The organism is Streptomyces sp. CB02058, from assembly GCF_001905505.1.
Classification (GTDB): Bacteria; Actinomycetota; Actinomycetes; order Streptomycetales; family Streptomycetaceae; genus Streptomyces.
This window is the reverse complement of the sequence record NZ_LIPG01000005.1, coordinates 545,409-565,282: the sequence shown is the minus strand read 5'-3', so window position 1 is coordinate 565,282 and position 19,874 is coordinate 545,409. Positions and strand designations below refer to the sequence as shown.

Below are 19,874 nucleotides of genomic sequence, written 5' to 3'. Positions count from 1 at the left end.
GCGACGGCGCGTGCGGGTGGTGCGAGACGTGCGGCCGGACTGCTGCGGGCCTTTAGGGTGACCGTATGTCAGCCACGCGTTACGCCTATCTCGGCCCTGAAGGCACCTTCACCGAGGTGGCCCTCCGCACCCTCCCGGAAGCCGCCACCCGCGAGCTCGTCCCGATGGTCTCGGTGCCGGCCGCGCTGGACGCGGTGCGCAACGGGGAGGCGGCGGCTGCGCTCGTCCCCATCGAGAACTCGGTCGAGGGCGGGATCAGCGCGACTCTCGACGAGCTGACCACCGGCGAACCGCTGATGATCTACCGCGAGGTGCTGCTCTCCATCACCTTCGCCCTGCTGGTCCGCCCCGGCACGAAGCTGGCGGACATCAAGACCGTCACCGCGCACCCCGCCGCGCAGCCCCAGGTGCGGAACTGGATGACGGCCCATCTGCCCAACGCCCTGTGGGAGTCGGCGGCCTCGAACGCGGACGGTGCCCGGCTGGTCCAGGAGGGGCGCTACGACGCCGCCTTCGCCGGTGAGTTCGCCGCGGCGACCTACGGGCTGGAACCGCTGGTGACGGAGATCCACGACGCGGAGAACGCCCAGACCCGCTTCGTCCTGGTGGGGCGCCCGGCCAGGCCGTCCGCGCCCACCGGGGCCGACAAGACCTCCGTGGTCATCTGGCTCGGGGACGACCACCCGGGCGCCCTCCTCGAACTGCTCCAGGAGTTCTCCGTACGCGGGGTCAACCTCATGCTGATCCAGTCCCGGCCCACCGGCGAGGGCATCGGGAACTACTGCTTCGCCGTGGACGCCGAAGGACACATCGCGGACCGCCGGGTCGGCGAGGCTCTGATGGGGCTGAAGCGGATCTGCCCGAAGGTGCGCTTCCTGGGTTCGTACCCGCGTGCCGGGGTGACACCCGACGAGGTGAGGGCGCTGCGGACCGGGACGTCGGACAGGGACTTCTCGGAGGCGTCCGACTGGCTGGCCCGGAGCCAGGACGGACGGATCTGACGCACCGAGGCGAAGGCTGAGCCCCGGGGGGCCAGGGGGTGACGCACTGCGCCAAAGGCTGGGCCAGGGGCCGGAGGGCTTCCAGGGGCGTATCCACCGGACCGGAAAGCCGGTCCTATCGTCGGATTGCCGTTTCACACAGAGTTATCCACAGGGCAGTGACTCCCCCTGGGGACAAGTCGACACCGCAACAAGACATGGTCGACAAATCGCCCAGGTGACCCGGATCCCCCAGGACGCCACAGCTCCCCCCGTGTCACTCCAATTCCGTAGATCAACTCTTTGAAACGAGGAATACCCACCCGAATGAGTGCGTGGGGGAGGTTTGAGTAGCGACCCCATGCCCCATAGCGCCGGTTTCGGAACGATCCCTTCCGGCATCCACAGATCTTCTTCACAGCCTGTGGATAACTAATTGGATCACGCAACACCTGTGGACAACACGCTCCAGCCGGGACCCTCAACTCCCCGCGCGCGCACCGGTGATGCACTCAACCCGTCAAACCGTGGATGCGCTTGTTCCCTTTTCGGGGCGATGCGACCCTTTTATTGACGATCGCCGCCGCCCGCCCCGGCCATGATTCCCCCCAGGATTATTGATTCCGGCAATTCGGGCAAAGCGCCACGCTCGTCGATATCGGTTCGAGCAGCGGACGGCCGCACCGGTAGCCTTGAGGGGTGATTGACCTTCGCCTGCTCCGTGAGGACCCCGACCGTGTTCGCGCCTCCCAGCGCGCCCGTGGAGAGGACGTCGCGCTCGTCGACGCCCTGCTCTCCGCCGACGAGCTGCGCAGGTCGTCCGGCGTCCGCTTCGACGAACTCCGCTCCGAGCAGAAGTCGCTCGGGAAGCTGATCCCCAAGGCCACCCCCGAGGAGCGCGCCGAGCTCCTCAAGAAGGCCGATCAGCTGAAGGCCGAGGTCAAGGCCGCCGACGCCGCCCAGGACGAGGCCGACGCCGAGGCCAAGCGCCTGCTCCTGCTCCTCGGCAACGTCGTCCACGAGGACGTCCCGGTCGGCGGCGAGGAGGACTTCGTCGTCCTGGAGACGCACGGCACCATCCGTGACTTCGGCGCCGAGGGCTTCGAGCCCAAGGACCACCTGGAGCTCGGCGAGGCGCTGGGCGCCATCGACATGGAGCGCGGCGCCAAGGTCTCCGGATCGCGCTTCTACTACCTGACGGGCATCGGCGCCCTGCTGGAGCTCGCCCTGGTCAACGCGGCGATCGCGCAGGCCACCGAGGCCGGTTTCATCCCCATGCTGACCCCCGCGCTGGTCCGCCCGCGCGCCATGGAGGGCACGGGCTTCCTCGGCCAGGCCGCGGAGAACGTGTACCACCTGGAGAAGGACGACTACTACCTGGTCGGCACGTCGGAGGTCCCCCTCGCGGCGTACCACATGGACGAGATCATCGACGCCGACAAGCTGCCCCTTCGGTACGCCGGATTCTCGCCCTGCTTCCGCCGCGAGGCGGGCACGTACGGCAAGGACACCCGGGGCATCTTCCGTGTGCACCAGTTCGACAAGGTCGAGATGTTCTCGTACGTCGACCCGGCGGACGCCGAGGCCGAGCACCGCAGGCTCCTCGACTGGGAGAAGCAGTGGCTCACGGGCCTGGAGCTGCCGTTCCAGGTGATCGACGTCGCCACCGGTGACCTGGGCGCTTCGGCCTCGCGGAAGTTCGACTGCGAGGCGTGGATCCCGACCCAGGGCAAGTACCGCGAGCTGACCTCCGCGTCGAACTGCGACGGCTTCCAGGCGCGCCGGCTCTCCGTCCGTATGCGGGACGGCAAGAAGGTCCAGCCGCTGGCCACGCTGAACGGCACGCTCTGCGCCGTACCCCGCACGATCGTGGCGATCCTGGAGAACCACCAGCTGCCCGACGGCTCGGTGCGTGTGCCGGAGATGCTCCGTCCGTACCTGGGCGGCCGCGAGGTCCTGGAACCGGTCTCCAAGTGACCTTCCCGTACAAGCTCGTCGCCACGGACCTCGACGGCACCCTGCTCCGTGACGACCACACGGTTTCCGAGCGCACCCGTGAGGCGTTGACCGCGGCCACCGAGGCCGGCGCCGCGCACATCGTCGTGACCGGACGAGCGGTGCCCTGGACCCGGCACATCCTGGACGACCTGGGTTACGAGGGCCTGGCCGTGTGCGGCCAGGGCGCGCAGGTCTACCACGCGGGCGAGCACAAGCTGCTGACCTCCCTGACCCTGGACCGGCAGCTCGCCGGGCTCGCGCTGTCCAAGATCGAGGCGGAGGTCGGCCCGCTCGCGCTGGCGGCGAGCCGGGACGGGCTGGAGGGCGAGGTGCTCGTCGGCCCCGGCTACCAAGTGCAGGAGGGGCCGCTTCCCACGCACTCCATGGACGACCCCGCCGAGATGTGGACCGCTCCGCTGAACAAGGTCTACATCCAGCACCCGGAGCTGGACGACGACGCCCTCGCCGGGGCGGCGCGGCAGGCCGTCGGCAGCCTGGTGAACGTGGTCATGGCCGGCCCGGGTGTCGTGGAGATCCTGCCGCTGGGGCTCAGCAAGGCGACCGGCCTCTCCCTGGCCGCCCGCCGCCTGGGGCTCAAGGCGGCGGACACACTGGCGTTCGGCGACATGCCGAACGACATCCCCATGTTCGGCTGGGCGCAGCACGGCGTGGCGATGGCCAACGCGCACGACGAACTGAAGGCCGTGGCGCACGAGATCACCGCGTCGAACGAGCACGACGGCATCGCTGTGGTGCTGGAGGAGCTGCTGAGGACGGCCCGGCGCTCGTAGGGCCGGGCTGCGCTCGTCGCTTGTCGGCGGCCTGGCGGGCACTTCGGGCCGGTTCTTCGGGCCGGTTCCGGTCGGCTCTTCGGGCTGCGGCGGAGGATGCGCGGATCGAACGCGCGCGGGGTTCGCGCCCCGACGACGGCTTAGCAAGCCGCTGCCTTACCACTCGGCCAATCCTCCGGGAGGTGGCCCGCGCGATGTGCGGTGAGGGCCACCCGGGGTCCTGCGGGCAACTGCGCGGGCAGCTGATGAAGCTACCGCGGTGCCGGCTGCGGACCACCCTGTCGGGAACGCGACGGACTCGGACTCCTGGTCATCGCCGCGCTCCTCTCCCGGTCCTGGTGAACGGCGTGTTCGTCTCCGCGCCGTTCACCCCACTCTGCCCGAGGACCGCGTCCGAGGACCACCCATTTACGCGGTGGCCCCCGGACCCGGGCCGTCAGCCGCTCGTGCGGCGGCTCAGGTCTCTCAGCCGGCGAGCCAGATCGTCCATGCGGGCGTCGAGCCGGATGACGTCCTGCGAGACGTCGGTGAGCCGGACACTGACGGCACCGATGAGCTGGTGGGTGACGTCCAGCTTCCGGTCCAGGGAGTCGAAGCGCTGCGACATCCGGCCGAGCACGGGCCCGAGCTCCTGGAGCGCGCTTCCCACATCGGCGAGACAGCCCTCGATACGCGTGACGCGCCGGTCGAGCGATACGTAGGAGGCCCTGAGGTCCTCCTCGGCGTCGAGCAGGTGGGTCCGGACGCTGCGCGCGATATCGCTGTCGCGAAGAAGCAGGGCGATGTTGAGCACGGTCCTGCGCGTGTAGAGGCGGAGTTGAGTGGCTGCCTGTGGATAACTTTTCGCCTCCTCCCCCTTCCGCAGCGACATCGTGTCGCTATGGAAGGACCGCAGTTCAGCGCCTCGCAGCACCCTCATTCCATTGCTGACCAGTTCGTCCTGATGCCGGTCGGTGAGCCTCCTGACAGAAGCTGTGGATACTTCGAAGTACCGAGCCACCTCCTCTGTGCGAAGGTGAATTCCGTCGGGGAGCATGACAAGGCTCTTCACCTTGTCGAGCACTTCGACGCGCCCCATCTGCTCGACCCGGAGGGCCTGGGATTCGAGCAGGGCGACTTCCGTGGGCATGGGTGTGCCTCTCGTGCGTGGGAACGGCAAGGGGAGCCCTGTCCCCGGGCTGCGAGGGCGGAGGACGCTCACGGTTGCCACTCACTCGATGGCCGGCCGGGCGGGCATCGCCTCACCGTTGCCGGCATTCCCCTGATTCACGAAAGCTCGACGCCACGGATTCCAGTTGCCTCCACGCACCCGGCACAACGAGCCGACAACCGTACAGTCACGCGGATACACCGCCACACGGAACAACCCCCGTCCGGCGGACGGGGGTTGCGCAAGGGCGTGCTCCGCGAGGGCGGTCCCGAGGACCGCTTCCAAACGGGCCGGTCCCACAAAGGCCGGTCTCACTCCTCCCCGGCGAGCTTCAGCCCCCTCAGCTTCTGGCCCGCGTACCAGGTGGCGACCACCGTGACCCCGACCAGAAGGACCGTGGCGAGCGGCAGGCCCACGTCCGCGGTGACCAGACCGTCCCCCGCGACCTTCTCGGCGACCGAGAGGGACCACTGCTGCACGCTGAGCGTCCTGGCCCCCGGCACCAGGCTGCCGAAGAGCGCCTCCCACACCAGCGCGTACACCAGGCCGAAGACCACCGCGTGCCGGCTGACGGTTCCGAGCAGCAGGAACAGCGCGCTGTACGCGATCGAGGCGACCAGCGCCGCGATCGTGTAGGCCACGGCGATCTGTCCGCCGTTGCCGTTGAGGATCAGCCCCGCGACGAACGTCGGCAGTGCCGAGAAGAGCATCGTGACGGCGACGGCGACGATCAGCTTGGTGAAGATGATCGTGGGGCGCTTCACCGGCTTGGCCAGCAGATAGACGATCGAACCGTCGTCGATCTCCGGCCCGATGGCGCCGGTCCCGGCGATGACACCGATCAGCGGCACCATCGTGGCGAGGGCGAATCCGCCCAGCACACCGGAGGCGACGCCGTCATCGGCTCCGGCGAACGCCCGTACCGCCACCGAGATGGCCACCAGGAGGACGGGCAGGACGAACAGGATGGCGGCCCGGCGCCGGCCGAGCAGGGCCCGGTAGGTGAGCCGGGCGACTGTGGGGTCGTACATGACGCTTCACAGCTCCTTTCAGGCCACTACTCAGGCCGCTACGAGATAGGAAAAGACCGATTCGAGGGACTCGTCGGACGGGGAGACGGTCAGCAGCCGGATGCCGTGTTCGCGTGCCACCCTCGGCAGCAGCGTGGTGAAGCGCCCGAAGTCGACCGCCTGGATGCGCAGGGCCTGTTCCGTCACGTCGACCTCGATGCCCGCCGTCGACGGGTCGGCGATGAGCGCCGCCGCCAGGGCCCGGTCGTCACTGGAGCGCACGAGATAGCGGTGCGGCCGGTTCGTCATCAGCCGCCGGATCTTCCGGAAGTCGCCGGACGCGGCATGACGGCCCGCCACGATCACCTCGATGTGCGAGGCGAGCTGCTCGACCTCCTCGAGGATGTGCGAGGAGAAGAGCACCGTGCGGCCCTCCGCGCCCATGCGGCGCAGCAGATCCATCAGCTGCATGCGCTGGCGCGGGTCCATCCCGTTGAACGGCTCGTCGAGCAGCAGCACCGAGGGCTCGTGGACCAGCGCGGACGCCATCTTCACGCGCTGGCGCATGCCCTTGCTGTACGTCGAGATCTTGCGGTCCTGCGCGTGCTCCATCTCGACCGTGGCCAGCGCCTTCGCCGCCGCCGCGTCGCCCAGGCCGTGCAGCTCCGCGTTGGCGACGACGAACTCGCGTCCGGTGAGGAAGTCGTACATGCCCTCCCGCTCCGGCACGATCCCGATCGCCTTGTAGACCGCCTCGTTGCGCCAGATCCGGCTGCCGTCGAGCGTCACCGTGCCGGTCGACGGTTCGAGGAAGCCGGCCATCATGTTGATCAGCGTCGACTTCCCGGCTCCGTTGGGGCCGAGCAGTCCCGTGACCCCGGGACCCACGGTCATGCTCACGTCGTTGACGGCGACCACATTGCCGAACCAGCGGGAGGTGTGGTCGATCTCGATGGTGGTCACAGGCCGACCCTCCGGTAGCGGCGCATCAGTACGGCGTACGAGCCGGCGACGAGCGCGAGGACAACGAGCAGATAGACGACGCCCGCTCCGGCTCCCGGCCCGTCACCGCCGGGGAACGCGGAGACGGCACCGAGGAACGCGGTCTGCACTCCGTCGATCAGCGTGATGGGGGAGAACAGCCCCAGCCAGGTGATGGCGCCGGGCGAGTCCGTCTGCCAGGCGATCGCCTGGACGGTGGAGACGGCGCCGTAGGTGATGGTCAGTACGGCGATCACGGCGGCGACCCCGAATCCCCGGCGCGGGGTCAGCGCGGCGACGACCAGTCCGAGCCCGGCGAACAGTACGGAGAGCAGCGCCACCGAGACCATCCCCTGCCCGAAGCCCTTGGTCTGGTCGGCGAAGTCGAACTTGGCCAGCAGCGCGCCCACGTAGAGGATGACGAGGGGCAGTCCGGTGAGGATGAGCAGCGCCGATGCCATCGCCGCGTACTTCGCGAGCACGTAGTCGACGCGCTCGATGGGCCGCGAGAAGTACAGCGGCACGCTCTTGAAGCGGAGGTCCCGGGACACGGACTGCGGCGCCTGGGAGGCGATGAACAGTCCGATCACGGCCTGCAGGTAGATCGCGAAGTCCGTGTACTTGATGGGCAGTTTCGTCATGTTCGGCGTCGCGATGGCGACAGCGACGAGGATCAGCGCCACCAGGCACATCACCCCGCACAGCAGCATCGGCAGCACCTTGGACTTCGCGGACCTGCCCAGTCCGAACGAGCCCCGCAGGGACTGCGAGTAGAGCGACCGGCGGGCGTAGGCCCGGCCCAGCCGGGCGCCGTCGTAGGCGCGGTATCCGATGTTGTGGATCCGGGAGGTGTCGCTCCCGGCCGCGGTCCCGGTCTCAGTGCTCATCGCGACCGCTCCCCTTCTGCTGGACGGCGCCCGCCGTCGCGGCCATGGCCGCGACGGGTGCCTCTTCGGTACGGAAGACCTCGGCGATGCGGTGGCGTCGCTGTTCCATCCGGACGAGCCCGAGGCCGAGTTCCGCGACGCTGTCGCGGACCAGGTCGTAGGTCTCCTCGCCCGTCGCCTCCACGAGGAGGATGTGGCCGGCTCCCGGCAGCCCCTCCGCGTCGAGTCCGTCGTGGCCGACGAGCTTGATCCCGGCGCCGGTGAGGACCTCCCGCAGGGCGCCCGTGCCGTCGGGGTGCGCGTCGCTGTCGGTGACCTCGACCGCCAGTGTCGTGGTGGTGCGGGTGAAGTCGCTGGTCGAGCTGGACCGCAGAAGCGCCCCGCCGTCGATCACGACGACGTGGTCGCAGGTCCGCTCCAGCTCCCCCAGGAGGTGCGAGGTGACCAGCACCGAGATGCCGAAGTCGGTGTGGATGCGCCGGATCAGACCGAGCATCTCGTCGCGCCCGACGGGGTCCAGGCCGTTGGTCGGCTCGTCGAGGAGGACCAGCTTGGGGTCGTGGACCAGAGCCTGGGCCAGCTTCACCCGCTGCTTCATACCGGTCGAGTAGCCGCCGATGGGACGGTAGCGCTCCTCGTACAGACCGACATGGCGCAGCGTGTCCGCGGTGCGCTCGCGCGCAGCGGTGGGCGGCAGCCCCGACATCCGCGCCATGTGGACGACGAACTCCGTCGCCGACACGTCAGGGGGCAGACAGTCGTGCTCGGGCATGTATCCGACCCGTTCCCGGATCGCGGCGCCCTCGGTGGCGACGTCCAGCCCGAGCACCGCGGCCCGGCCTTCGGTGGCGGGGGACAGACCCAGAAGGATCTTGATCAACGTGGACTTGCCGGCCCCGTTGGAACCCACCAGACCGGTCACGCCCGGTCCGATGTCCAAGGAGAGCCGGTCAAGAGCGGTCACCCTCGGGAACCGCTTGCTCAGGCTTTCGATTGCGATCACAGTCACGTACTCGACGGTAGTGGTGCGCGCCACAGGAGTCGTCAGACCAGACGGTTGTATCCGCGTCCGACTCCAGGCGTACGGACCCGTAGGGGGACCCCATGGAGGGGGATACGGGGCCGCGGTCCGCCCACAGGACGCCGAGGTGCGATGTCCACAGGGACAGGGCCGGACATGTCCACAGACCGGTGGAACAGGCCCCCGTTCCGTTGTCCACAGGTTCGGGGCATCCCTTGACGCGGCCGCCCGCCGGTTGCCACATTCGTCGGTGTCACGTTACGGACGCGTACCGCAACGCCGGCACTGGACGAGGAGGCGGCGTGGATCTGCGAGGCGCGCGCGAGCGCTGGGTGAGTACGGGCGGAATCGAGCTGTGCGTGGCCGAGTTGGGCGACCCGGCACAGCCGACGGTCGTGCTGGTGCACGGCTATCCGGACAGCAAGGAGGTCTGGTCCGAGGTCGCGGGACGCCTGGCGGACCGGTTCCACGTGGTGCTCTACGACGTGCGGGGACACGGTCGCTCGACGACCCCGAAGCCGCTGCGCGGGGGCTTCACCCTGGAGAAGCTGACCGACGACTTCCTCGCCGTCGTGGACGCCGTGAGCCCGGACGCCCCGGTGCACCTGGTCGGCCACGACTGGGGCTCCGTCCAGGCGTGGGAGTTCGCGACGGTAGAGCGGACCAAGGGCCGGATCGCGTCGTTCACCTCGATGTCCGGCCCGTCCCTGGACCACCTCGGGCACTGGGTCAAGAAGCGCACGGCACACCCGAACCCCCGCCGCGTGGGCCAGTTGCTCGGGCAGGGCGCCAAGTCCTGGTACATCTACGCCCTGCACACACCGGTCCTGCCGGAGCTGGCCTGGCGCGGCACGCTCGGCCGGCAGTGGCCGCGCATCCTGCGCCGGATGGAGAAGGTGCCCGCCGACGGGTATCCGACGGCCTCGCTCCCTCAGGACGCGGCCAACGGCGCCTGGCTGTACCGCGACAACATCCGCTCCCGCATGCGCCGGCCACGCCCGGACGCGTACGCCCATGTGCCGGTCCAGCTGATCACTCCGACCGGCGACGCCTTTCTCTCGCCGGTGCTCTACGACGAACTGGACCGGTGGGCACCCAGATTGGTCCGCCGGTCGCTTCCGGCCAAGCACTGGATTCCACGTACCAGGCCCGATCAGCTGGCGTCCTGGATCAGTGACTTCGTCCTCGCGGAGGAGACCGGCCAGGGCGAAACCTCCCGTTCCGCCGCGGAGACCGGGAAGGCGCCCGGTCCCCATGCCGAGCGCTTTGGCGGGCAGTTGGTGCTGGTGACGGGAGCGGCTTCGGGAATCGGGCGGGCCACCGCTCTGTCGTTCGCCGCGGCGGGTGCGCGCGTGGTGGTCGTCGACCTGGACGCGGAGGGCGCGGCACGTACCGCCGAGTCGGCGCTGGCCGCCGGAGCGACGGACGCATGGGCCGAAGTGGCCGATGTCGGCGACGAGAAGGCGATGGAGCGCCTCGCCGAGAAGGTCGCCGCGGAGTACGGAGTCGTCGACGTCCTGGTGAACAACGCGGGCATCGGACTGTCGGGCTCCTTCTTCGACACGACCGCCGAGGACTGGCGGAAGGTGCTCGACGTCAACCTGTGGGGAGTCATCCACGGCTGCCGGGCCTTCGGCAGCCGCATGGCCGCCCGAGGCCAGGGCGGCCATATCGTCAACGTCGCCTCGGCTGCGGCGTATCAGCCGTCACTCGCCCTGCCCGCGTACAGCACCTCCAAGGCCGCGGTGCTGATGCTCAGCGAGTGCCTCCGCGCCGAACTGGCCGGGAAGTCGATCGGCGTCAGCGCGATCTGCCCGGGCTTCGTCAACACCGGCATCACCGCCACCGCACACTTCGCCGGGGCCGACGAGACCGAGGAGGCGCGACTCCGCGAACGGACGGCGAAGCTCTACGCACGCCGCAACTACCCTGCGGAGAAGGTGGCCCGCGCCATCCTCGAAGCCGTGGTGCACAACAGGGCAGTTGTGCCGGTGACACCCGAGGCCCGGGGGGTGCGTCTGCTGTCGCGGTTCAGCCCGCGCGTACTCCGCGGGGTGGCCCGGCTGAAGCCACCGCTGTGATGTGAGGCGGCTGTTCGGTGGTGCAGGGCTGCAACACGCCTCGGGAGGAGCGCGCTTCAACCGCTCTGTTCGGGCTGTCCGTCAACTCCCGTACAGATACCGTCGACTTGGCGATCTGGCGTGCCGCACAGGGGCATTGAGCGGATCATGTCGTCACAATTCCCCCATATCGCCCTGAAGATAGCAAAGTTAGCCAAATGACTTAAACTGCACAGCACTTGTCCACAGAAACGTCAAAAGACCTGTGGATAAAGTGAGTTGGCTGTGGATCAAACCTCGGAGCGCACATGAATGCCGAGAACGTGGAGTGAAATCCGGGTGCGCCGGGAGGCGCGGCGCGGGACTCTGACGGGATGGACGAAAGACGCACCGTCAAGGTGTCCAAATACCTGTCGAAGCATCTGCGGCATCAGCCGGACCGGCTCGGGATCACGCTCGATCCCCAAGGCTGGGTGGACGTGGACGAGCTGCTGCGGGCCTGCGCCCGGAACGGCTTCACCATCACCCCGGAGGAACTCGACCACGTCGTCGCCGCCAACGACAAGAAACGCTTCGCCGTCGAGGGCGGCCGCATCCGCGCGAGCCAGGGCCACTCCGTCACCGTGGACCTCGGCCTGCCTGCGGCCTTGCCGCCGCCGTACCTCTACCACGGCACCGTGGCCCGGGCGCTCGAGACCATCCGCGCCGAAGGGCTGCGGCCCATGGACCGTCACCACGTCCACCTCTCGCCCGACCGCGCGACCGCGACCCGTGTCGGCGCCCGGCGGGGCGTACCGGTCGTCCTCACCGTGGAAGCCGAGGCCATGCACAGGGCGGGCCATCTCTTCCATGTGAGCGCCAACGGGGTGTGGCTCACCGACACCGTGCCCCCGGCCTTCCTGCGCCTGCCCTGACGCGCCTGGCCGCTCCGGCCGCTCCGGCCGTCCTGCTCCGAACGATCCTGTGGGGCATCAGCGCTTCATGCCGCCGAGGCCGGTCCTCAGGTCTTCGAGGTTCATCACCGGCTGCAGGCTGATCTTGGAGTTCACATGGAACAAGGGCTCCAGCAGCGGAGGCATCTGGGCGGAGTCCTGCATGTCGAACACCATCAGACAGGTCCGCCGACCGTTCTGGACGGTGAAGTACGACGCCTCGGGCTTGAGATGCTCGACGACCTCCTCGATGACCTTCGGCATGGTTCCGTCGGACACGGCCTGGTTCGCCGTCTCGGTGTCCATCTGCGCGGTGAGCATCATCCTCATGGCGACCGTTCCTTCCCGTGAACCACCACCGGCGCCGTGCACACACGCGCGGGCAGGTCCGGCACGGTTCCTCTCCAGCGTCGCCCCGGCCTCCCGCCCCGGCAACCACTGCCACCCGTCCCGGGCAGCGTTCCTCCCCGGACCCGACACCCCTGGCGCCCCACGAGTCCTTTCGGCCCTCACCGTAGAGTCGTCGCCATGACCTCCTCCCGCCGACTGAGCACCGTGATTCTGCCCATCCACCGCTGGAACGACGGCGGCCGAGCCCGCTGGGCGCGCGCCGAGGAGCTGGGCTTCCACGCCGCGTACACCTATGACCACCTGGCGTGGCGGACCTTCCGTGACCGCCCGTGGTTCGGGGCGGTCCCGACCCTGACGGCCGCCGCCGCGGCCACCGAGCGGCTCCGCCTGGGCACCCTCGTGACCTCGCCCAACTTCCGGCACCCGGTGACGCTCGCCAAGGACCTCATCACGCTGGACGACGTGTCCGACGGCCGGATCACCCTCGGGATCGGCGCCGGCGGCAACGGTTTCGACGCCACGACGCTGCGCCCGGTCGGTGAGGAGCCGTGGACTCCGCGGGAACGCGCCGACCACTTCGACGAGTTCGTCCCGATGCTCGACCGGCTGCTCCGGGAGCCTTCGGTGACACAAGAGGGCACGTTCTACGCCGCGAACGAGGCCCGGAACATTCCCGGTTGTGTGCAGCGGCCCCGGCTGCCCTTCGCGATCGCCGCCACCGGGCCGCGCGGGCTGAAACTCGCCGCTCGGCACGGCCAGGCGTGGGTTACCACGGGCGACCCGAAGCTCTTCGAGGCCGGTACCCCGGAGCAGTCCGTGGCCGCCATCCGGGACCAGATCAGCCGGCTCGGCGCGGCCTGTGAGGAGACCGGACGGGACGTCGCGGAGCTGGACAAGATCCTGCTCACCGGTTTCACCCCGGACCGTCCGCTCCAGTCCTTCGAGGCGTTCGTCGACTTCGCGGGCAGGCACTTCGAGCTCGGCTTCACCGAGATCGTCGTGCACTGGCCGGTGCCCGACTCCGACTTCGCGGCGGACACCGAGCTGTTCGAGCGGATCGCCACCGAGGGCACGTCCCAGCTCGGCTGACCCCTCCGGTCCGCCTCATGGGCGGCTGTCCGGGCAGGGCGACGACCGTCCCGGCCCGGGCGGCCGGCCGCCTCGGCAGGGGCCGTCGGCCGCTTCTGCCCCGGTAAGCACGCCTTCGCGCGCCCTCGGCATATGCCTGAGTCATGTTCCGCAGTTCAGAGGCTCGGGTTCTCAGATGTGCGACCCTCTGCACGCCCGTGCGACTCCGTACGGGAGAATGGGCGGGTGACCTCAGCTTCCGACTCGCCTCTGCCTGCCGTGACACGTCTGATCGCCACCGATCTGGACGGCACCCTGCTGCGCGACGACAAGACCCTGTCGGACCGTACGACCGCCGCCCTCGCGGCAGCCGAGGAGGCGGGGATCGAGGTCTTCTTCGTCACCGGCAGGCCGGCCCGCTGGATGGACGTCGTCAGTGCCCACGTCCAGGGCCACGGCATGGCGATCTGTGCGAACGGGGCTGCGGTCGCCGACCTCCACGACGGTCGGCTCATCAAGGTCGACCCGCTGGACCGCGACGTCGCCCTGGACGTCGTGGGCGTCCTGCGGGAGGCCGCCCCCGGTGTGTCGTTCGCCGTCGAGCTGGCCACCGGCATCCACTACGAGCCGGCCTACCCCCCGTTCCACATGGACCCGGGTGCAACGGTCGCCTTGGCCGAAAAGCTGCTGTACGAGGAGGTCCCCGGCACCGCTGCCCCGGTCCTGAAGGTCCTCGCCCACCACCCCGAACTGGCTCCGGACGCCTTCCTCACGCTGGCCCGCGAGAGCGCCGGGGACCGCGCGTCCTTCACCCGGTCCAGCCCCACCGCGCTCCTGGAGATCAGCGGCCTCGGAGTCTCCAAGGCCCGCACGCTCGCCGCGTGCTGCGCGGAGCGCGGCATCTCCGCGGACGAGGTCGTGGCGTTCGGGGACATGCCCAACGACGTGGAGATGCTGAGCTGGGCGGGCGCCTCCTTCGCCATGGGCAACGCGCATCCGGCCGCCCGCGCCGCCGCGTCCGGGGTGACGCTCACGAACAACGAGGACGGCGTCGCGGTTGTCATCGAACGGATCCTGACCGCGCGCTGAGGCCACGGGCGGCTGAGGTCACATGCCGAGGCCGACGGCCCAGGGACACGCACGGCAGCGCTCCCCGACACACGGCAGACTCCCCGCGCGGTCAGAGCGGGACCTGCCAAGTCACCGTCGTACCGCCGCCGTCCTCCCCCGTCCCCGGCCCGAACCAGCTCGATCCGCCCAGGGATTCCGCGCGCCTGGCGAGGTTCCGCAGACCGCTGCGCCGCCCCCCTTCCGGGATGCCCACCCCGTCGTCCGCGACCGTGAGCCGTACCGCCTCCCGCCCGTCCGGCATCACGGCGGTGGCGTCCACCCCCACGTCGACGCGTGAGGCCTGCGCGTGCCGGAAGGTGTTGGACAGCGCCTCCCGCAGGGCCGCGATGAGATTCTTGCCCGCGAGCTCGCCCACGAGCGAGTCGATGGGACCGAGGAATCGGTGCGATGGCATGAACCCCAGGGGCACGGCCGCCATGTTGATCTCCCGCAGTACCCGCGTCCTGAACCCGGCCGGCGCCTCCGCGGGCTCCTGCTGCAGCGCGAAGATGGCGGTGCGGATCTCCTGGATGGTCACGTCCAGTTCGTCGACGGCCCGTCCGACGCCCTCCCGGACCTCGGGTACGGGCGAGCGCCGCTGCGCCCCCTCCAGCATGATCCCGGTGGCGAACAGGCGCTGGATGACGAGGTCATGGAGGTCTCGGGCGATCCGGTCCCGGTCCTCGTAGACGGCGAGTCGCTCCCGGTCCCGCTGGGCCTCGGCCATCTTCAGCGCGAGCGCCGCCTGCGCCGCGAAGTGGGTGGCCAGGAGCCGCTCCGTCCGGGTGAACGACCGTCCTCCCCGACGCCGCGGAATGGCGAGCGCCCCGAGCACCCGGCCACCGCTGCGCAGGGGGAGCAGAATGTGCGGGCCGAACCGATTGGCCAGCCTGGTGATCATCCGGGGGTCGGTGGCCGGGTCGTCGAGGACGACCTCCTCGCCCCTGAGGAGCGCGGCAACCACGGGGCTCTGCGGCGGAATGATCACCCCGAGGGACGCGGACGGCTTGTCGCCCGCGACGGCGACGATCTCCAGGCCCCCTTCCTCGGCGGGCAGCAGCACGATTCCCGCCTCGGCGTCGGCGAGGCGCATCGCCTGCTCCGCGACGACGGCCAGTGCCTCGTCCGCGTCCCCACCCGAGAGGAGAGCGGTGGTGACGGCGACCGAGCCGTTGATCCACCGCTCGCGCTGCCTGGCGGCCTCGTACGTCCGCGCGTGGCCGATGGCGATCCCCGCCTCCGTGGCGAGCACCCGCAGCAACTGCGTTTCGGCGTCGCCGAACGCCTCGCCGCCCTGCTTCTCCATCACATAGAGATTGCCGAAGATCTTGCCCTGGACCCGGATGGGAACGCCGAGGAAGGTCCGCATCCTCGGATGGCCGGGCGGGAAACCGGAGAAGCGCGGGTCGGCCTCCAGATCCTCCAGCCGGATGGAGACGCCCTCCTCGATCAGGGCGCCCAGCAGCCCGGTGTGTCCGTCGGGCGGGCGGCCGACGGCCTCGGCGGTCCCTTCGGGAACGCCATGAGTAACGAAGTCGCGGAGGCTCTCACCGGGCTTGTCGACGACTCCGATCGCCGCGTAGCGAGCACGGGCGAGCTCGGCCGCCGTCTCGCAGATGCGCTCCAGGGTGGAGTGGAGATCGAGCCCTGTGCCGACGGACTTGGTGGCCTCCAGCAGCGCGGGGACACGGGCGGTCAGCGCGGGGGAGAGCCCCCGCAGGCTCGCGGCGGGCGGCCGTGCTGCTTCGGGCGAGTCCTGCGGCTCCTGCTCCGGCATGACCCGAGCCTAATAAGCGATGAATGGTCCGGAAAGTCGGAACACCGTCCGCCCGCTGTCCTCAGGCGCGGACGGGCACCGCCTCCACCCGCGCCCGCCGGTCCGGCGCCGTGCCGACCGGCTCCTGCTCGCGGGCCAGCATCCGGCGCAACGGCCCGTCCTGCGCGGCCAGATCGGCGTAGGGCCCTTGCTGGACCACTCGGCCGCCGTCCAGCACGAGGACCTCGTCCACTGCGTCGAGCCCGGCCAGCCGGTGCGTGATCAGCACCGTCGTACGTCCCTCGGTGGCGGCCAGCAGATCCGTGGTCAGCGCGTCCGCCGTCGCCAGGTCGAGGTGCTCCGCGGGCTCGTCGAGTACGAGCACGGGGAAGTCGGCGAGGAGCGCACGGGCCAGCGCCAGCCGCTGCCGCTGTCCGCCCGAGAGCCGGGCGCCGTGCTCGCCCACCAGCGTGTCCAGTCCGTCCGGCAGCGAGTCGGCCCAGTCCAGCAGCCTGGCCCCGGCCAGAGCGTCCCGGAGCTGACCGTCCGTCGCACCGGTGCGGGCGAGCCGCAGGTTCTCGCGGATGGAGCTGTCGAAGACGTGTGCGTCCTGGGCGCACAGCCCGACGAAGCTCCGGACCGTGTCCCCGTCCAGGGCGGAGGCCTCGACACCACCGAGGCGGTACGTCCCCTCCCGGGCGTCCAGGAATCGCAGCAGGACCTGTGCGAGCGTGGTCTTGCCCGAGCCGGACGGTCCCACGACCGCCACCCGCTTGCCGGGGAGCAGGGTCAGATCGACGGAGTGCAGGGCGTCGTGCTCCGCGCCCTCGTACCGGGCCGACAGTCCTCGTACGTCGAGCGGGAAGGGCGAGGCGGGTGCCTCGGCGGGCTCGGCCGGTTCCTCGACCGGCACGGGGGCGTCCAGCACCTCGAAGACCCGCTCCGCGCTGCGCCGGACCCGCTGGCGGTACTGCACCGCGAGCGGCAGTCCTGTCACCGCTTCGAAGGCGGCGAGCGGCGTGAGGACGACGACGGCGAGCTCCACGCCTTCCAGCCGTCCGTCGAACGCGGCGGGCAGTGCGACGACCGCCGCGGCCACCACGGTGAGCCCGCAGATCAGGGCGGAGAGTCCGCCGCCGAGCGCGGTCGCGGTCGCCGCGCGCGAGGCGATCCGCGTGAGGACGGTGTCCGCACCGCGCACCTGCTCCTTGCGGTCGCCCAGGGCGCCCGCGACGGTCAGCTCGGCCGTCCCGCCGAGGAGATCGGCGACCCGGACGGACAACTCGGCCCGGGCGGGCGCCAGCCGGCGCTCGGCATGCTTGGCGCAGACCCCGCTCAGCCAGGGCACGCCCACACCGGCGAGCAGAAGTCCGGCCGCCAGGACCGCGCCCGCCCCGGGGAGCAGCCAGCCGAGGAACGCCACCGACCCGGCCCCGACCGCGAGCGCGGTCCCGGCGGGCAGCAGCCAGCGCAGCCAGTAGTCCTGAAGGGCGTCCACGTCGGAGACCAGCCGGGACAGCAGATCGCCTCGTCGCGTGGTCCGGAGTCCGGCGGGCGCGATGCGCTCCAGCCCCCGGTACACGGAGACCCTCAGCTCGGCGAGCATCCTGAGCACCGCGTCATGGGACACCAGACGCTCGGCGTACCGGAAGACGGCCCGGCCGATGCCGAAGGCCCTGGTCGCGGTGACGGCGACCATCAGATACATCACTGGCGGCTGCTCGGACGCGCGCGAGATCAGCCATCCGGACACGGCCATGAGCCCGACGGACGACCCGACGGCGAGGCTGCCCAGCAAGAGCGCCAGGCCCAGCTTCCCGTGCTGCGATCCCGCGGCCTCCCGGACCCGCGCGAGCACCCGGCCGCCGGCCCTCGGAGCGGTGTCCTTCAGCAGCCCGGGCTCCCCCGCGCCGATCAGCTCGCGTGCGTCGGAACGGTCCGCCGCCGGTGAAACGCCGGACGGCGCGGGCACCCGGGCAGCAGGCGAGGCTCCGGGGGAGGCGCTCACCGGCGGCCGGGGCCCGATCTCCACCACCCGGTCCGCCACCGAGAGGAGCGCGGGCCGGTGCACGACCAGCAGCACGGTGCGTCCCGCCGCCAGCCTCCGCACCGCGTCGACGATGCCTGCCTCCGTCTCGCCGTCCAGGCTCGCCGTCGGCTCGTCGAGCAGCAGCAGCGGCCGGTCGGCGAGGAACGCCCGGGCCAGTGCGAGCCGCTGACGCTGGCCTGCGGAGAGTCCGGCGCCGTCCTCACCCAGCGGCGTCAGGACTCCGTCCGGCAACGCCGCGACGAAGTCGTGGGCCCCCGCCTCCCGCAGGGCCGCCATGACCTCTTCGTCGCCGGCGTCCGGGCGAGCCAGCCGTACGTTCTCCGCGATCGTCCCGGCGAAGAGATACGGACGCTGGGGCACCCACGCGATCTGCTCGCGCCAGCGCTCGGGGGAGAGGTCGGCGAGACGGGTCCCGCCGATACTCACCCGGCCCTCGTCGGGCACCGTGAACCCCAGCACCACGCTCAGGAGCGTCGACTTGCCGGCCCCGCTGGGGCCGACGAGGGCGACGGTCTCCCCCGGCTCGACGACGAGGGACGCGTCGTCGAGCGAGGGTTCCGTACGCCCCTGATGCCGGACCGTCACTCCGTCCAGCTCCAGACGAAGCGACCGCGGCACGTCCTCGGTGCCACCGGCGGCGGGCTCGGTCTCCAGTACCGCGAAGATCTCCTCCGCGGCCGAGAGCCCTTCCGCGGCGGCGTGGTACTGCGCGCCGACCTGGCGGATGGGCAGGTAGGCCTCCGGCGCCAGGATGAGAACGACCAGCCCCGTGTAGAGGTCGAGTTCTCCGTGGACGAGCCTCATCCCGATGGTCACCGCGACCAGCGCCACGGAGAGCGTCGCAAGCAGTTCGAGGGCGAAGGACGAGAGGAAGGCGATCCGGAGCGTCTTCAGCGTGGCCGCGCGGTACTGCGAGGTGATCGTGCGGATCGATTCGGCCTGTGCCTTGGCCCGCCCGAAGACCTTCAGGGTCGGCAGTCCCGCGACCACGTCGAGAAAGTGCCCGGAGAGCCGCGAGAGCAGCCGCCACTGACGGTCCATCCGGGACTGGGTGGCCCATCCGATCAGGATCATGAAAAGCGGGATCAGCGGCAGGGTCACCACGATGATCGCCGCCGACACCCAGTCCTCGGTGACGATCCTGGCCAGAACCGCCACCGGTACGACGACCGCGAGGCCGAGCTGAGGGAGATAGCGGGAGAAGTAGTCGTCGAGTGCGTCGACCCCCCGGGTTGCCAGCGCGACGAGCGACCCGGTGCGCTGCCCGCTCAGCCAGTCCGGACCCAGCGCGGCGGCCCGCTCCATGAGCCGGCCGCGCAGCTCGGACTTGACGGCGGAACTCGCCCGATGGGCGGCCAGTTCCGTCAGCCAGGCCACGAAGGCCCGGCCCAGCGCGACCGCGGCGAGCAGGAGCAGCGGGGTGCGCAGTCCGGAAGCGGTCAGCCCCTGCTCGAAGCCGCCCACCACCACCTCGGCGATGAGCATGGCCTGAGCGATGACCAGAGCGGCACCGACCAGCCCGAGCGCGACCACGGCCGCCAGGAAGAAGCGGGTGGCGCGGGCGTACCGGAGCAGGCGCGGGTCGATCGGTTTCACGTGAAACAGCTCCCCTGTGAGCTCAGGTCCGGGGCGACGACATGCGTCGCGTGCCGGCTGGTGTCGGGCGCGCGCCGACACATGCGGCGCGCGCCGTCGGGTTCAGTGCACCTCGGCTTCTGTGCACCTCGGT

The 19,874-nt window shown here is 70.5% G+C and carries 15 protein-coding genes and 1 tRNA gene; 7 read left to right on the top strand and 9 right to left on the bottom strand.

All coding sequences use genetic code 11. The features are described 5' to 3' along the window. The first annotated feature begins 65 nt into the window (after positions 1–65). The 3 genes from pheA to AMK10_RS27405 all read left to right on the top strand — a co-directional run bounded on the left by pheA (position 66) and on the right by AMK10_RS27405 (position 3,769). Complete coding sequence (pheA, locus tag AMK10_RS27415; RefSeq protein WP_073750779.1) at positions 66–1,001, top strand: prephenate dehydratase; 936 nt, start codon at positions 66–68, stop codon at positions 999–1,001. 678 nt (positions 1,002–1,679) lie between these two features. Continuing rightward, a complete protein-coding gene (gene serS / locus AMK10_RS27410; protein ID WP_073750777.1) occupies positions 1,680–2,957 on the top strand; it encodes a serine--tRNA ligase in 1,278 nt (425 codons plus the stop codon). Then, positions 2,954–3,769: an HAD family hydrolase gene (locus AMK10_RS27405; RefSeq protein ID WP_073750775.1), complete on the top strand. Its 816-nt coding sequence runs from the start codon at positions 2,954–2,956 to the stop codon at positions 3,767–3,769. Before serS ends, AMK10_RS27405 begins: the two co-directional genes overlap by 4 nt. 90 nt (positions 3,770–3,859) lie before the next feature. Here AMK10_RS27405 and AMK10_RS27400 read toward each other — a convergent pair. The 6 genes from AMK10_RS27400 to AMK10_RS27375 all read right to left on the bottom strand — a co-directional run bounded on the left by AMK10_RS27400 (position 3,860) and on the right by AMK10_RS27375 (position 8,800). Then, positions 3,860–3,946, bottom strand: a tRNA-Ser gene (locus AMK10_RS27400). 259 nt (positions 3,947–4,205) lie between these two features. After that, complete coding sequence (locus AMK10_RS27395) at positions 4,206–4,898, bottom strand: hypothetical protein (protein ID WP_073750773.1); 693 nt, start codon at positions 4,896–4,898, stop codon at positions 4,206–4,208. A gap of 332 nt (positions 4,899–5,230) precedes the next feature. After that, on the bottom strand, positions 5,231–5,950 hold the full coding sequence (locus AMK10_RS27390; RefSeq protein ID WP_073750771.1) for an ABC transporter permease: 720 nt from the start codon (positions 5,948–5,950) through the stop codon (positions 5,231–5,233). A gap of 30 nt (positions 5,951–5,980) precedes the next feature. Further along, entirely contained in the window at positions 5,981–6,892 is a 912-nt protein-coding gene (locus tag AMK10_RS27385; protein ID WP_073750769.1) for an ABC transporter ATP-binding protein, read from the bottom strand. Then, a complete protein-coding gene (locus tag AMK10_RS27380) occupies positions 6,889–7,797 on the bottom strand; it encodes an ABC transporter permease (protein ID WP_073750767.1) in 909 nt (302 codons plus the stop codon). The genes AMK10_RS27385 and AMK10_RS27380 overlap by 4 nt, the downstream gene beginning before the upstream one ends. Then, a complete protein-coding gene (locus AMK10_RS27375; RefSeq protein WP_073751051.1) occupies positions 7,787–8,800 on the bottom strand; it encodes an ABC transporter ATP-binding protein in 1,014 nt (337 codons plus the stop codon). The genes AMK10_RS27380 and AMK10_RS27375 overlap by 11 nt, the downstream gene beginning before the upstream one ends. Positions 8,801–9,120: 320 nt before the next feature. Between AMK10_RS27375 and AMK10_RS27370 the strand changes: the two genes are divergently transcribed. Next, complete coding sequence (locus AMK10_RS27370; protein WP_073750765.1) at positions 9,121–10,899, top strand: SDR family oxidoreductase; 1,779 nt, start codon at positions 9,121–9,123, stop codon at positions 10,897–10,899. A gap of 353 nt (positions 10,900–11,252) precedes the next feature. After that, on the top strand, positions 11,253–11,792 hold the full coding sequence (locus tag AMK10_RS27365; RefSeq protein WP_073750764.1) for an RNA 2'-phosphotransferase: 540 nt from the start codon (positions 11,253–11,255) through the stop codon (positions 11,790–11,792). A 57-nt stretch (positions 11,793–11,849) separates the two neighbouring features. Here AMK10_RS27365 and AMK10_RS27360 read toward each other — a convergent pair whose 3' ends face one another. Continuing rightward, positions 11,850–12,140 (bottom strand): hypothetical protein, encoded by a 291-nt coding sequence (locus AMK10_RS27360; RefSeq protein WP_073750763.1) that lies wholly within the window; start codon positions 12,138–12,140, stop codon positions 11,850–11,852. Positions 12,141–12,338: 198 nt separating this feature from the next. Between AMK10_RS27360 and AMK10_RS27355 the strand changes: the two genes are divergently transcribed. Both AMK10_RS27355 and AMK10_RS27350 read left to right on the top strand, forming a co-directional pair. Beyond that, a complete protein-coding gene (locus tag AMK10_RS27355) occupies positions 12,339–13,250 on the top strand; it encodes an LLM class flavin-dependent oxidoreductase (RefSeq protein ID WP_073750762.1) in 912 nt (303 codons plus the stop codon). Positions 13,251–13,475: 225 nt separating this feature from the next. Next, positions 13,476–14,318 (top strand): Cof-type HAD-IIB family hydrolase, encoded by an 843-nt coding sequence (locus tag AMK10_RS27350; RefSeq protein ID WP_073750761.1) that lies wholly within the window; start codon positions 13,476–13,478, stop codon positions 14,316–14,318. A gap of 91 nt (positions 14,319–14,409) precedes the next feature. Here AMK10_RS27350 and AMK10_RS27345 read toward each other — a convergent pair whose 3' ends face one another. Then, positions 14,410–16,116: a sensor histidine kinase gene (locus AMK10_RS27345; protein ID WP_073750760.1), complete on the bottom strand. Its 1,707-nt coding sequence runs from the start codon at positions 16,114–16,116 to the stop codon at positions 14,410–14,412. Positions 16,117–16,177: 61 nt separating this feature from the next. Next, positions 16,178–19,741 (bottom strand): thiol reductant ABC exporter subunit CydD, encoded by a 3,564-nt coding sequence (gene cydD, locus AMK10_RS27340; protein ID WP_073750759.1) that lies wholly within the window; start codon positions 19,739–19,741, stop codon positions 16,178–16,180. Positions 19,742–19,874: the final 133 nt, after the last annotated feature.

What these genes read in the sequence shown, in the direction of transcription:
- AMK10_RS27380 (WP_073750767.1), bottom strand. Translation starts at nt 7,797, where the DNA reads ATGAGCACTGAGACCGGGACCGCGGCCGGGAGCGACACCTCCCGGATC.
- AMK10_RS27395 (WP_073750773.1), bottom strand. Translation starts at nt 4,898, where the DNA reads ATGCCCACGGAAGTCGCCCTGCTCGAATCCCAGGCCCTCCGGGTCGAG.
- AMK10_RS27360 (WP_073750763.1), bottom strand. Translation starts at nt 12,140, where the DNA reads ATGAGGATGATGCTCACCGCGCAGATGGACACCGAGACGGCGAACCAG.
- pheA (WP_073750779.1), top strand. Translation starts at nt 66, where the DNA reads ATGTCAGCCACGCGTTACGCCTATCTCGGCCCTGAAGGCACCTTCACC.
- AMK10_RS27390 (WP_073750771.1), bottom strand. Translation starts at nt 5,950, where the DNA reads ATGTACGACCCCACAGTCGCCCGGCTCACCTACCGGGCCCTGCTCGGC.
- AMK10_RS27355 (WP_073750762.1), top strand. Translation starts at nt 12,339, where the DNA reads ATGACCTCCTCCCGCCGACTGAGCACCGTGATTCTGCCCATCCACCGC.
- AMK10_RS27365 (WP_073750764.1), top strand. Translation starts at nt 11,253, where the DNA reads ATGGACGAAAGACGCACCGTCAAGGTGTCCAAATACCTGTCGAAGCAT.
- AMK10_RS27345 (WP_073750760.1), bottom strand. Translation starts at nt 16,116, where the DNA reads ATGCCGGAGCAGGAGCCGCAGGACTCGCCCGAAGCAGCACGGCCGCCC.